Source organism: Rhizobium sp. K102 (assembly GCF_022385315.1).
Classification (GTDB): domain Bacteria; phylum Pseudomonadota; class Alphaproteobacteria; order Rhizobiales; family Rhizobiaceae; genus Rhizobium; species Rhizobium croatiense.
On sequence record NZ_CP092436.1, the window covers coordinates 3924700 to 3937955 of the forward strand.

At 63.5% G+C, this 13256-nt stretch carries 7 protein-coding genes and 1 pseudogene; 4 read left to right on the forward strand and 4 right to left on the reverse strand.

What is annotated here, in order from left to right; translation table 11 throughout:
• Positions 1 to 120 precede the first annotated feature (120 nt).
• The 3 genes and pseudogenes from fdhD (at position 121) to MHI61_RS25295 (ending at position 3021) form a co-directional block, all read left to right on the forward strand.
• On the forward strand, positions 121 to 945 hold the full coding sequence (gene fdhD / locus MHI61_RS25285; protein ID WP_239791026.1) for a formate dehydrogenase accessory sulfurtransferase FdhD: 825 nt from the start codon (positions 121 to 123) through the stop codon (positions 943 to 945).
• Positions 935 to 1180 carry a formate dehydrogenase subunit delta gene (locus tag MHI61_RS25290; RefSeq protein ID WP_239791027.1) on the forward strand — a complete coding sequence of 82 codons (246 nt, stop codon included), beginning with the start codon at positions 935 to 937 and terminating at the stop codon, positions 1178 to 1180. The genes fdhD and MHI61_RS25290 overlap by 11 nt, the downstream gene beginning before the upstream one ends.
• Before the next feature lie 183 nt (positions 1181 to 1363).
• Positions 1364 to 3021: pseudogene (locus tag MHI61_RS25295) on the forward strand (OFA family MFS transporter).
• Between the two features lie 311 nt (positions 3022 to 3332).
• Here MHI61_RS25295 and MHI61_RS25300 read toward each other — a convergent pair.
• The 3 genes from MHI61_RS25300 to rocF all read right to left on the reverse strand — a co-directional run bounded on the left by MHI61_RS25300 (position 3333) and on the right by rocF (position 6183).
• A complete protein-coding gene (locus MHI61_RS25300) occupies positions 3333 to 3809 on the reverse strand; it encodes a chemotaxis protein CheW (RefSeq protein WP_011427049.1) in 477 nt (158 codons plus the stop codon).
• Between the two features lie 196 nt (positions 3810 to 4005).
• A complete protein-coding gene (rocD, locus tag MHI61_RS25305) occupies positions 4006 to 5205 on the reverse strand; it encodes an ornithine--oxo-acid transaminase (RefSeq protein WP_239791028.1) in 1200 nt (399 codons plus the stop codon).
• Positions 5206 to 5247: 42 nt separating this feature from the next.
• A complete protein-coding gene (gene rocF / locus MHI61_RS25310) occupies positions 5248 to 6183 on the reverse strand; it encodes an arginase (RefSeq protein ID WP_239791029.1) in 936 nt (311 codons plus the stop codon).
• A gap of 122 nt (positions 6184 to 6305) precedes the next feature.
• Here rocF and MHI61_RS25315 point away from each other — a divergent pair, with 122 nt between their 5' ends.
• Positions 6306 to 6743 carry an Lrp/AsnC family transcriptional regulator gene (locus tag MHI61_RS25315; RefSeq protein ID WP_170964963.1) on the forward strand — a complete coding sequence of 146 codons (438 nt, stop codon included), beginning with the start codon at positions 6306 to 6308 and terminating at the stop codon, positions 6741 to 6743.
• A 66-nt stretch (positions 6744 to 6809) separates the two neighbouring features.
• On the opposite strand, the gene MHI61_RS25320 is transcribed toward MHI61_RS25315, so the two are convergent.
• On the reverse strand, positions 6810 to 13232 hold the full coding sequence (locus MHI61_RS25320) for a translocation/assembly module TamB domain-containing protein (protein ID WP_239792904.1): 6423 nt from the start codon (positions 13230 to 13232) through the stop codon (positions 6810 to 6812).
• Between the last annotated feature and the right edge of the window lie 24 nt (positions 13233 to 13256).

The window sequence follows — 13256 nt, forward strand, 5'->3', positions numbered from 1 at the left end:
GATGGAGGGACGGGTCGGCGTTGTCGGCGAGGCTTCTCCCCGTTGGGGTCCGAAGGACGGGGCGAGACCCGCGGCTCGACCCCGGGCGGTGCCCAAAGGGCGGATGAGGGCGCGTAAGCCATGACTTTCCCCACCACCGCCCACGCCCCCGAAACCGCCCGCCGCAACGGCCTCATGCACAGCGGCTCTCGTATCGTGCCGGAGGAAGTGCCGATCGCCTTTTCCTATGGCGGCAGCTCGCATGCGGTGATGATGGCGACGCCCGCCGATCTCGAAGACTTTGCCGTCGGCTTCAGCCTGACCGAAGGGATCATCGCTGAGCGGGCGGAGATATCGGGCATCGAGGTCGTTGCGAGCGAGCAGGGGATCGACGTGCAGGTCAGCCTTGTCGACGACGTCGCCGATCGGCTGCGGGCGCGGCGACGCAGCATGGCGGGGCCGGTCGGCTGCGGGCTCTGCGGCATCGAATCGATCGAACAGGCGGTGCGGCCGGTGCCGGATGTCTCGACATCACCGCTGTCGCTCTCGCATGCCGATATCGTTCGCGCCGTTTCGCTTCTGAACGAGGCGCAGCCGCTGCATCGCGAGACGCGGGCTGTGCATGGCGCTGCCTTCTATCGTCCCGGCAAAGGATTGCTTGCCGTGCGCGAAGATGTCGGCCGGCACAATGCGCTGGACAAGCTTTGCGGCGCCATCATCGGCTGCGGCGAAAGCGGCGATGACGGCGCCGTCGTCGTCACCAGCCGGCTTTCGGTCGAGATGGTGCAGAAGGCGGCAATCCTCGGCAGCCCGGTGCTTATCGCCATTTCAGCGCCGACGGCTCTCGCCATTCGCACGGCCGAAAAAGCCGGCATGACGCTCGTCGCCCTGGTGCGCGGCGAGGACTTCGAGATTTTCACCCACCCGCACCGCATCTCGCCCGGAAGCATCGCCGATGTCGCATAATACCAAGACCAAACTCGTCTATATGGCAAACCAGATCGCCACCTTCTTCAAGAGCCAGCCGGCAGGCGAGGCCGCTGCGGGGGTCGCCAATCATATCAACAAATTCTGGGAGCCGCGCATGCGGCGGCAATTGTTCGAAATTCTGGAAAGAGAGGAAAACGGCCTGGATGCCCTCGTGCTGCAGGCCGCTCCCATGATCCGCAAACCGGAGGCGGAAGCACAGCAGATCCGGTAAATCCAACTGGCTCATGCCGGCGGAGGCAGCAGCATGCTGCCTTTCGCATTCACTACCCTCCAAATTTAAATCGATTTAAGTATAAACTAAGCGGAAATTCAAAGTGTTATAGCGTCCTTTGCGCTCCTGAAAGATAGGCGGCGCTCCAATCACAGCAAGGTCTGAAACAAGGAGGAGTTGTTCATGACTGCAGCGGAAACACGTACAGACGGAGCGGTGGCGGGCTCAGGCCTGCTCGATCGCGAAAGGATCGTGGCCAGGCCCGGTTTCAACAGGTGGCTGGTGCCACCGGCCGCATTGGCCATCCATCTCTGCATCGGCATGGCCTATGGTTTCAGCGTGTTCTGGCTGCCGCTGTCGAAGTCGCTGGGGATTACGGCGTCGACCGCCTGCCCCGATCTCACCCTCGCCTCGGCATTGTTTACCACGACCTGCGACTGGCGGGTTGCCGATCTCGGCTGGATCTATACGCTGTTCTTCGTCCTGCTCGGCTCGTCGGCCGCCATCTGGGGCGGCTGGCTCGAGCGGGCCGGCCCGCGCAAAGCGGGTGTCGTTTCCGCCTGCTGCTGGTGCGGCGGCATCGTGCTGGCTGCCGTCGGCGTCATCACCCATCAGCTGTGGTTGATGTGGCTCGGCGCCGGCGTCATCGGCGGCATCGGTCTCGGCCTCGGTTACATCTCCCCGGTCTCGACGCTGATCAAATGGTTTCCCGACCGGCGCGGCATGGCGACCGGCATGGCGATCATGGGCTTCGGCGGCGGCGCGATGATCGGCGCTCCGCTTGCCAATCTGCTGATGAATGCCTTCAAGACCGACACGTCGGTTGGCATCTGGCAGACCTTCATCGTTATGGCGGCGATCTATTTCGTCTTCATGATGGGCGGCGCCTTCGGTTACCGCATCCCGCCGGCCGGCTGGCGCCCGGAAGGCTGGACGCCGCCGGCGGCCAAGAGCACGATGATCACCACCAAACACGTGCACCTGCGCGACGCCCACAAGACCAAGCAGTTCTGGCTGATCTGGGCCGTGCTCTGCCTCAACGTTTCGGCCGGTATCGGCGTTCTCGGCGTGGCCTCGCCGATGCTGCAGGAAATCTTCGCCGGTTCGCTGATCGGCTTGCCGGATGTTGCCTTCGCGCAACTCGATGCCGGGCAGAAGGCATCGATCGCCACGATCGCCGCCGGTTTCGCCGGCCTGCTGTCGCTCTTCAATATCGGCGGACGGTTCTTCTGGGCGTCATTGTCCGACAAGATCGGCCGCAAGAATACCTATTATAGCTTCTTCGTCATCGGCATCGTGCTCTATCCGCTGGCGCCCACTTTCGCCGGCATGGGCAACAAGGCGCTGTTCGTTGTCGCCTTCGGCATTATCCTGTCGATGTATGGCGGCGGCTTTGCGACCATCCCGGCCTATCTCGCCGACATCTTCGGCACGCAGTTCGTTGGCGCCATCCACGCCGGCTGCTGACGGCCTGGGCAACGGCCGGCGTCGTCGGTCCTGTCGTCGTGAACTATATCCGCGAAGCGCAGATCGCCGCTGGCGTCGCACCCGGTCCGACCCTCTATACCGGCACCATGTATATCCTCGCCGGCATGTTGGCGCTCGGCCTCATCGCCAATGCGTTTGTCAGGCCGCTCCCGGACAAGTGGTTCATGAGGGATGACGAGGTCGCGGCGCTGCAGGCAAAATCGGCGGCCGTCAATGCCGGGCCGACAGGCTCCTTCGGCATCGGCACCGGCGGGCTCGACGCCAAGGCGGCGCTTGCCTGGGCGGTCGTCGGCATTCCGCTGCTCTGGGGTGTATGGGTGACGCTGCGGGCGACCTTCGCGCTGTTCGGATAACCGATCGAAGCGCGCCGCGGCGGCATGCGACGGCGCGCTTCATCTTGGTCCTACGGCGCATTTCCCGGAATCGATTTATAGGATGCGGGTCGTTCAACGTGATGCAGCTTGGGATCAGAACTCTTCCCAGCTCTCGGCGCTTGCCGCGGCAGCGCCGTGCGCCCTGACGGCGCGTGAAACGAGATGCCGCGCCCGTGAGCCCGTTGGAAGTGGCGTCAAGAATGTATTGCCGCATCCGAAGATTGGTTACCGTGCGCAAATAAAAAACCGCCCGGACGGGCGGTTCTTGATGGGCGAATTCTAACGACGGATCAGGCTGCCAGGTCGTCCGTTTCGTTTTCCTTGAACATCTTGGAGAGGTTCAGGAAGCAGATCATGCCGTTTTCCGACGCGATGATGCCTTCGCAATAGGCGCGGTCGAAGGAGGCGGTCACCTCAGGCACCGGCTGAACCTGGCTGGAGGAGATGGTGAGGATATCCGAGACGCGGTCGACCAGCATGCCGATGACCATGCTGTGAACTTCGGCAACGACGATGGCGCTGCGCTCGTTGGCGACGGTGCTCTTCATGCCGAGCTTGTAGGCGAGATCGATAATCGGAATGACCGAGCCGCGCAGGTTCATGACGCCGATGACATCGGCCGGCGCATGCGGGATCGGCGTCGACGGCGCCCAGCCGCGGATTTCGCGGATGGTCGTGGTCTTGACGCAGAATTCCTGATCATGCAGGCGGAAGGCAATGATCTCGAGCGTATCGCCGCTGAAGCTAGTGGAATTGATCGTGGCCATTAGAATTCTTCCCAACTGTCGTAAGCCAAAGCAGAAGCGAGTGCGCCCCCATTGGCGCTGACGAGCTTTGCCTTCACACCACGCGATGGCTTTGCGTTCGGCGAAGCATCGTTACGGTTACGACGACATTAGCGAAAGAGTGTTGCGCAAATCTAAATCGGAAACCGGATCACCGAGGTTTCAGTCTCGATTTACGTCAGCCGATCGTCTTTTCGATCTGCGAGACCGCCCAGTCGACCTGTTCCCTTGAGATGATCAACGGCGGGGCGAGGCGGATCGTATGGTCGTGGGTGTCCTTGGCGAGAAGGCCGCGCTCCTTCAGCGCATGGCAATATTGGCGTGCCCCGCCGGCTTCGGGTTCCAGCTCGACGGCCATCATCAGGCCGCGGCCGCGCACATCGCGGACGATGTTCGAGCGCATCGACCTCAGGCATTCGAGGAAATAGTCGCCCATCGCTGCGGCGTTTTCGATCATGCCTTCTTCCGTCAACACCTTCAGCGCGGTGCGCGCCACCGCGCAGGCGAGCGGGTTGCCGCCGAAGGTCGAGCCGTGCTGGCCGGGCTTCAGTACCCCCAGCACCTCGGAATTCGAAAGTACCGCGGATACCGGATAGAAGCCGCCGGACAGCGCCTTGCCGATCAGCGTCACATCGGCCTCGATGCCCTCGTGCTCTTCGGCCAGCAGCTTGCCGGTGCGGCCGAGGCCGGTCTGGATCTCGTCAAGGATGAGGGTGACGTTGTTTGCCGTGCAGAGCTCGCGAATGCGGGTGAAATAACCTGCCGGCGGAATGATGACGCCGGCTTCCCCCTGGATCGGCTCGATCAGCGCCGCCACCGTATTGTCGTTGATGGCGGCGGCGAAAGCCTCGGCATCGCCGAAGGGAATGATGCGGAAGCCCGGCGTGTAGGGGCCGAAGCCGTTGCGGGCGTCGGGGTCTGTGGAGAAACTGATGATGCTCAGCGTCCGGCCATGGAAATTGTCGGCGCAGACGATGATCTCCGCCTGGCCTTCCGGCACGCCCTTGACCTCGTATCCCCATTTGCGCACCGCCTTGATGGCGGTCTCCACCGCTTCGGCGCCGGAGTTCATCGGCAGGATCTTGTGCGAGCCGGTGAGAGCGGCGAGCTCCTCATAGAGATAGGCGAGCTGGTCGTTGCGGAAGGCGCGGGAGGTGAGGGTCAGCCGGCCCGCCTGTTCGACCATGGCGGCGAGGATCTTCGGATGGCAATGGCCCTGGTTGACGGCGGAATAGGCCGAGAGGCAATCAAGATAACGGTTGCCGTCGGTATCCCAGACATAAACGCCTTCGCCGCGCGTCAGCACCACGTCGAGCGGCTTGTAATTATTGGCGCCGAGCCGCTGTTCCGTGGCGATCAATTTTTCCGAAGTGGTCATGGCGCTTCTCCCTCTAAGCCTGGTCTATGCGGCACGTGGCTTCTATGCAGCACGGGTTGGACGATCGAAGATGCGGCGGCCGAAGAGACTGGCCGTCAGTTCCACCAATATGCGGGCGCTCTTGCCACGATCGTCGAGAAAAGGATTGAGCTCGACGAGATCGAGCGACGAGACGAGGCCGCTGTCGGACAGCATTTCCATGACAAGATGGGCCTCGCGGAAGGTCGCGCCGCCCGGCACCGTCGTGCCGACGCCGGGGGCAATATCGGGATCGAGGAAATCGAGATCGAGACTGACATGCAGCAGGCCGTCGGCCTTGGCGACGACATCGAGGATATGGCGCATGATGGCGCCGATGCCCTGTTCGTCGATGGCGCGCATATCGAAAACGTTGACACCGTGTTCGTGGATCTCCTCGCGCTCACGCGCATCGACCGAGCGGATGCCGACCTGGAAGACATGCTTCGGATCGACGAAGGGACGGCCCTTCGGCAGGATCTCGGCGAACTCCGCCTCGCCGCAGAAGAAGGCGACGGGCATGCCGTGAATATTGCCGGAGGGGGAGGTGGCCGGAGAATTGAAATCGGCATGGGCATCGAGCCAGAGCACGAAGAGCGGGCGACTCTTGCCGGCGGCATAGCGGGCCATGCCGGAGACGCTGCCCATGGAAAGACTGTGGTCGCCGCCGAGAATGAGCGGAAAGCGGCCGGAGGCGGCGACATCATAGACGCTGCTTTCGAGTGCGCGGGTGAAGGCGCCGACGATCCGCAGATTATGGGCCTTGGGATGATTCGGCAGGTCCATCGCCGGCACGATCCTGAGATCGCCATTATCGGCGACATCGTGGCCGAGATCGATCAGCGTCTGGTCGACGCCGGCGATGCGCAACGCCGCGGGGCCCATGGCAGCGCCTTTGCGGCCGGAGCCTTCCTCCAACGGTGCGCCGATGAGGGTGACAGATCGCGATTGGACATTCATGCGAGGGCTCCGTGTTGAGGCCTGTTTCGGCCGATAGTGGGATAATGGGCTGCCGGCAAAAAGATGGAAAAGTGTCAGAAATGGATTATGATTGCGCAGATTGATAAAGCTATTTTGACAGAGTGATAAGCGTGGACGATCTCGATACCGAACTCTTAAGCGCCCTTCGCCACAATGCCCGGATTTCCGTTTCCTCGCTTGCGGCTATGACGGGTGCATCGCGAGCAACGGTCGCCGCCCGCATCGACCGGCTCGTTGCCAGCGGCACCATTGTCGGCTTTACCATCCGGACCGGTCACGAGACGCGATCCGCCGGCGTGCGCGCCATCGTCATGATCGAGGTGCTCGGCAAACTGGCCGACAGGGTGGCCGATCAGCTGCGGGGTCTGCCGCAGGTCCGCGCCCTTCACAGCACCAACGGCAAATGGGATTTCGTCGCCGAACTCGAGGATCGCGACCTTGCCTCCTTCGACGAGACGCTACGCCGCATTCGGCTGATCAACGGTATCAACTCGACCGAGACGAATATCCTGCTGAAGACGAGCAAGACGGGTTTCTAGAGCAATCCCAGGAAAAGTGCGAAGCGGTTTTCCGTCCGGGATTACGCAAAACAAAGGTAAGCCGGCTCAATATTCCCGCTCATAAACGATGCCCGCTTCGCCCGCTCCGTTGCCGCCGGCAGCGCCGCGCAGTTTGACGCCGCGGCCGACATCGAGATTGATGATCGCCTTGGCGCCGGCTGCGCCGCCCTGCTGCAGTTCGAAATAGGTGCGGTCATTGAGGTAGCGGCCGACGCTGACGCTCGTCTGGCCCTTCTCGTCGGTGCTGATGTCGAAATCGTCGACGCCGAGCTGGTTGCGCAGGCCTTCAAAAAGCGAGGTGGAGCGGTTGCCGGCCAGCTGGCTGACGGCATCGGCGAGCTGGGCGATCTGCACCGGCGACAGCTTCGACATCGACTGGCCGAAGATCAGCTGCGCCAGTACCTCGTCTTGCGGCAGCTGCGGCGAGGAGGAAAAGGTGATCGAAGGATCGGTGGCGAGGCCGGCCACATCAACCGTCAGGGTCGTCGTGCCGGAGGTAGAGGTGGCTTCCATATCGAGCGCTGGCGTAAGATCGCCGGCAAAGGTGATCCTGCTCTTGTCGGAGAAATTCAGACGGCGGTTGAGAATGGTCAATCGGCCGCGGCGCATGGTGAACCCGCCGGTGACGACGGGCACTGCCGCCGTTCCGCGGATCGTCACGCGGCCTCCGAGCTCGGCATCGATGCCGCGGCCACGCACGAAGATTTGCGAGGGCGCATCGATTTCGAGATCGAGGGTGATGACGGAGGATTTCTCGCCGCTTTTCCCCTTGCCTTCATCCCTGAGCTGCGCAAGCACCGCCCGCGGCGCGTTCTTGTGCCGTATGTCGATTTCGCTGAGCGAGGTCGGCAATTTTTCCGGGACGGTGATCGAGGTCTTGTCCAGCCGCAGCTTGCCGCTCAGCGTCGCGCTCATGATCGGCCCGCGCAGGCCCACGGTCCCGTTGACGGTCGAGACGACGAGGGTTCCGTCGACATAGACTGCCTTGTCGAGCTTGATCGAAATGTCGGCGGGAAAGCCGCCGGCCGGCTGGATGCCGATGGTGCCGCTCGCCGAAATCGTGCCGCCGCCGCCAAGATTGCCGCTGAGACGCGATATCACGGCCTGGGTGCCATTGAAGGTCACGGTGGCTGCGAGATTGTTGACGGCAAGATTGCGTCTGACGTCGACGAGCTTGGCGCCATGGGTCGAGACCGTGCCGTTGATGACAGGTGCTGCCGCCGTTCCGCCGATCGTAAGATTGACGGTGGCGACCCCGTCGGCGACCAGGCCCTGCTGCGCAAGCGGGGTGCCGAGCACCGCGAACGGAACGTTGCCGTTGAAGCGCAGGTCGAGAGCCCGATTGCCTGATATCACGACACTGCCGCCGCCCTTCAGCGACATGCCGGCGTCACCGGCAAGACTGGTGTCGACGGTCAGCCTGTTGCCGGCCAGCTTGCCCGATGCCCCGATGCTGAGCGGCGAAAGACCGGCGCCTTTCGTCTGGCTCGTCGCGGCGTTCTTCCAATCGACCTTGAAATCGACGGCGGGCGCGGACAGCGTGCCGGCCGCCTTGGCGGTCGCCGAGATCGTACCGTCGGCGCCGATACCCGGAACAAAGCCGTTAGCGAGGGCAGCCGGAACATTGGCGGCATTTGCCGTGACGTCGATCGATCGGATCGAGGTGCCTGCAATGGAAAGATTACCGGCGGCTTTCAGCGCAATGCCGCCGCCGCCGCGGAGATCCGCATCAAAATCGAGCCTGTCTTCGGCATATTTTCCTGTTGCCGCCAGCGCAAGACGGGAAAGGCCGGCCGCCTTGGAGTGGCTGGTCGCCGCATCCTTCCAGTCAAGCTTGAAATCGACGACCGGATTGGCCGGCGTTCCCGATGTAACGGCGCTGGCCGAAAGCGTGCCTTCGGCCCCGAGACCGGGAACAAAGGCATTGGCGATATTTGCCGGCAAGGCGGGAATATCGGCATTGATCGAAAGGTCGCGGATGGCCGTTCCGGCAATCGTGACGCCGCCGGTCGCCTTGGCGAGCACGCCGTCCTTGCCGGCGAGGTTGGCATCGAAATCGACCCTGTCATTGGCGAATTTGCCGGATGCCGCGGCGCTGAGACCAGAAAGGCCACTGCTCCTGGTCTGGGCGGTGGCGGCGTTTTTCCAGTCGAGCTTGAAGTCGACGGCGGGCTTGGGAAGCGCGCCTGAGGCAGATGCCGTTCCCGACACCGTGCCCTCTGCCGCAAGGCCGGGAACGAAGCTGTTGGCAAGGCCCGCGGGCAGATTGGCGAGATCGGCCTTGACGTCAAGGTTGCGGACCGAGGCGCCCGATATCGCGACATTGCCCGCAGCTTTCAGCGAGAGGCCGTCCTTGCCGGCGAGATTGGCGTTGAATTCAAGCTTATTGTCAGCGAGGTGGCCCGAAGCGGCAAGCGCGAGGCCGGAAAGTTGGGCGGTCCTGGTGTGGCTGGTTGCGGCATCCGTCCAGTCGAGCTTGAAATCGGCCTTCGGTGCGGCGGGTGTGCCGGCCGCAGACATGGTGCCGGATATCGTGCCGCCGGCCGCCAGTCCGGGAACGAAGGCGTTGGCGAGAGCGGCGGGGACCTTGGCGATCTCGGCATCGAGCTTCGCGCTGTCGATCGCCGTGCCGGCGAGGGCGACATTGCCAACGGCCTTCAGTGAGAGGCCTTGATCGCCGAGCGCTGCTGCGTTGAAATCCAGCTTGTTCTCGGCGAATTTTCCCGATGCGGTTAAGCCGAGAGCGGTAAGCCCGGCACGCCTGGTGTGGTTCGTTGCAGCGTCTTTCCAACTGAGATCAAAATTGGCGGTCGGCGCGGAAAGTGAGCCTGCCGCCGAGATTTTTCCCGAGACCGAGCCTTCGGCAGCAAGATCGGCGACGAAGCTGTTTGCAATGCTTGCCGGGATATTTGCCAGCGTCGCATCGACCTTGGCGGCACCGACCGTCTTGCCGGTGATGGTGACATCGCCGTTTGCCTTGAGCGAGAGCCCGTCGGCGCCATCGACCGCGGCGTCGAAATCGAGCCTATTGTCGGCGAATTTTCCGGATGCCGTCACGCCGAGACCGGCGAGGCCGGCGCGTTTCGTGTGGCTTGTGACGGCATTTTGCCAATGGAGATCGAAATTGGCGGTGGGGGCGGTAGGGGATCCGCTCGCCGAGACCGTTCCAGAGACAAGGCCTGCCGCTGCGAGATCGGGGAGGAAACCGTTTGCAGCAGCTGCGGGGATATTGGCCAGTGTTGCGTCGATCTTGACGCCACCGATCGTCGTCCCTGTCATGCCGACATTGCCGTTTGCCTTGAGCGACAGGCTGTCGGCGCCGCTGACTGCGGCATCGAAATCGAGCGTGTTGTCGGCGAATTTGCCGGTCGCGGTCACATCAAGCCCCGTAAGGCCGGCGCGCCTGGTGTGGCTCGTCGCGGCACTCTTCCAGGCGAGATCGAAATTGGCGGTCGGGGCCTTGAGCGAGCCGGCGGCGCTCACCTTTCCCGTGATCGCGCCTTCGGCGGCGAGATCGGGCACAAAACCATTGGCGACACGGGCGGGCAGGTTGAGGATCTCGGCGTCGATATCGAGCACCGGCGCCGTCGGTTCGGCGAGGCCGACATTGCCGGCCGCCCTGAGCGAGAGGCCGTCGGCGCTGCCGATCGTCGTGTCGAAATCGAGCTTCTTGTCGGCAAATTTGCCGCCGGCGGTGATGGCGAGCGGCGTCAGCCCGGCCCCCTTGGTCTGGCCCGTCGTCGCATCCTTCCAGTCAAGCTTGAAGTCGGCGATGGGCGCGGCCGGCATTCCCGTCACGGCGATCGTTCCGGAGATCGTGCCGCCAGCCGAAAGGTTGGGCACGAAACCGTTGGCGAGTGCTGCCGGCAGCTCCTTGATGACGGCGTCGAGCTTCAGCGTCTCACCGGCCGAACCGGTAACACTCACCGAGCCGGCGCCTGTTTTCAGCGTCAGTCCGTCCAGACTGGCGGCGCCGCCGGTGATTTTGACCTGCGTCGCTGCGGCAAGCTCGATCGGGATGTTGCGCGGGCTTGCCGAGAAACGATCGAGGTTTACGTCGACCGTGCCGTCTGCCGTCTGGATATTGCCGGCCGCCAGCACCGGATTGCCATCATAGGCGGCATTGAGATCGAAGTCCGTCTGATTCTGCTGCTTGGTGAAAGCGAGCGAAAGCCCGGCCAGCCTGTTTGCGCCGGCATTCACCTCTTCAGCCCGGATCGTGCCGTTGGCCGCAAGGGCGCTGACATCGCTCACTGTGACGTCGATCTCGGGTTTGAGGACGGCGAGTGTATCGCGGCGGAGCGAATCGCCGGTCGCCTGCAGTTTCAGCGCAATCCTGCCGCCGTCGCCGGCGATACCGAGCGATCCCTTGAGATCGCCTTCGGCTTTCTGTCCACCGAGGGCGGCGAGCAGGCCGATATTGGGAAAATCGAAGGTCAAGGCGCCAGAGGGCGTCAGGGAGGGTGAAAGTTCCAGATTGCCGGTCAGCCGGTTGCCGCCGATGTCGGCGGTCAGCGCCGGAATGCTTATCCTGCCGTCCTCGGAGCGGATAGCGCCGTTGACGCCGATCGGCTGGCCGTCGATCGTGCCGGTTGCGGCAATCTTACCCTGCGGCGCCTTCGGATCGGCGACGCCCGTGAGATCGATATTGAGGTTGGCGAGCATGCGATCGGCCATCTGCAGGCTGGCAGCCTTGATATTGGCTGTCACGGAGAGGGCCGGCAGTTCGCCCCCGACCCGCAACGCGTAAGCGGCTCCGCCGCTCGCGCCCGCCATCAGCTTGCCGACATCGGGCAGCCGCCCCGAGAGATCGGCGTTCAAGGTCGAGCCATCGAGCGCGACGTTGCCGGCGGCCTCGAACGTTCCGGATTTGACGACGAGGTTGGACAGCGCGAATTTCGACGGGATTGTGCCCGCCACCTGGCTTTCGAGCGAGATTGGCCCGTCGAACCTGCTTGTCGCCGCGGCCGGCAGAGCCGCCGGTTCGACGACCAGCTTGATATTGCCGGTCAGAGCGCGGTCCGTCAGCCGATAGGAGCCGTTGAGGCTGCCGTTGATATTGGCGCTTTCGACGGTGGTGCCATTGAAACCAATGCTGCCGGCCGTGATCTGCAGCGGCGCGGCGAGCGTGACCGGGCCTTTGACCGCACGGTTGAGGTTCGGCTCGGCAAAGGTCGCCTCGCCGGCGACGAGGCGCAGCTGGACGCTGCCGGCCCGGGCGGCAAGATTGAAGGCGTCGCTCTTTGCCGTCAGTTTGACGTTGCCGATATCGGCCTGCGGGAGGGTTGCGCTGTCGAGCGAGCCGCTGACGCTCAGTCGCGCCGCCTGCGCGTCGCCGGTCAGCGCCAGGTTGAGGCCGGATATCAGGAAGCGCGCTTCGCCTTCGGCGAGCGGCCAGCGGAAATCGACAGGCCCGGATGTGCCGAGCAGGTTGGCGTTGAGGCTGTTGTTGCCGGCCGGATCAAGCGTGCCCGATGCGGCGATGACGACGCTGCCGGTGGCGATATTGCCGGTCTGAATATCGATCTTGCCCCGGTCGTCGAAGGTTGAGGCAAGATCGATATTGGTCTGGCCGGCGAAAAGCGGCCGGAATGCTGCCGGCAGAAGCGAGCTCAGGTCACCGCCGCCCTTGAGGTCGAGATGGTGCAGTCCGTCGGCGGCGATCGCATGCCGGCCTTCGATTGCGGCCCGCTGCTGTCCGTCGAGCGCCGCCTGCAATTTGCCTCTCCAGTCGGATATCGGTCCCTGGCCGTCGAGGTCGATGTTGACGGCAGGACTATCCGGCAGGCCGAGGAAGCCTGCCAGCAGCCCGCCCTTCGGCTCGGCCAGCTGTGCCTTCAGGCGCAGCCGGTTTTCGGCCGGCGCATAAGCGATATCGGCGGTAAGTCGCGCATCCGGGACCGCGTGGCGGCTGACATTGACGGTCGCCTCCCCGCCGTCGCCATCTGCCGAGAGGCTGCCTGCGGCGGCGAGCGCAAAGGCGCGCCCGGCAAAAGGTTCGGCAAGCTTGATATTGGGCAGCGCAACCTGGTCGACATCGATCTTGATCGGGAGAGAGAAGCCTCCGGAATTTTCGGCGTCGGGCCGGGAGGGCAGGGTGCGCACCGGCTTGCGCAGCACGTCGATCGCTTCGATCTCGAAGCGCTTGGCGTGAAAGGTTCCGGTCAGCAGCGCCAGCGGATTCCAGTCAATGGCCACGCCGTGGATCTCAGCAAAAACGCCCCTCGTGTCGGAGAGGGAGATCTCGGCGGCGCGAAGCCCGCCGGTCAACAGACCTTCCGGTTCGCGCACCTCGATCGTCATGTCGCGATTGGAAAGCGTGGAGGCTATTTTTTCGGTGACGATACGGGCGCCAAAGGAGGTGAAGCCGAAGATCGCAAGCGCTGCGACAGCGAGAATCAAGCTGGCGCCCACGACATAGCCGGTGAGCCGTATGATCCAGTTGACGATTTTTGCCAGCGTTTGCATCGGCGCGGACATTACCCCCGTTTT

Bases quoted from the DNA above. Each gene is read 5' to 3' on its own strand.
- MHI61_RS25300 (WP_011427049.1), bottom strand. From the start codon at position 3,809: ATGGCCACGATCAATTCCACTAGCTTCAGCGGCGATACGCTCGAGATC.
- rocD (WP_239791028.1), bottom strand. From the start codon at position 5,205: ATGACCACTTCGGAAAAATTGATCGCCACGGAACAGCGGCTCGGCGCC.
- fdhD (WP_239791026.1), top strand. From the start codon at position 121: ATGACTTTCCCCACCACCGCCCACGCCCCCGAAACCGCCCGCCGCAAC.
- MHI61_RS25320 (WP_239792904.1), bottom strand. From the start codon at position 13,232: ATGCAAACGCTGGCAAAAATCGTCAACTGGATCATACGGCTCACCGGC.
- MHI61_RS25290 (WP_239791027.1), top strand. From the start codon at position 935: ATGTCGCATAATACCAAGACCAAACTCGTCTATATGGCAAACCAGATC.
- rocF (WP_239791029.1), bottom strand. From the start codon at position 6,183: ATGAATGTCCAATCGCGATCTGTCACCCTCATCGGCGCACCGTTGGAG.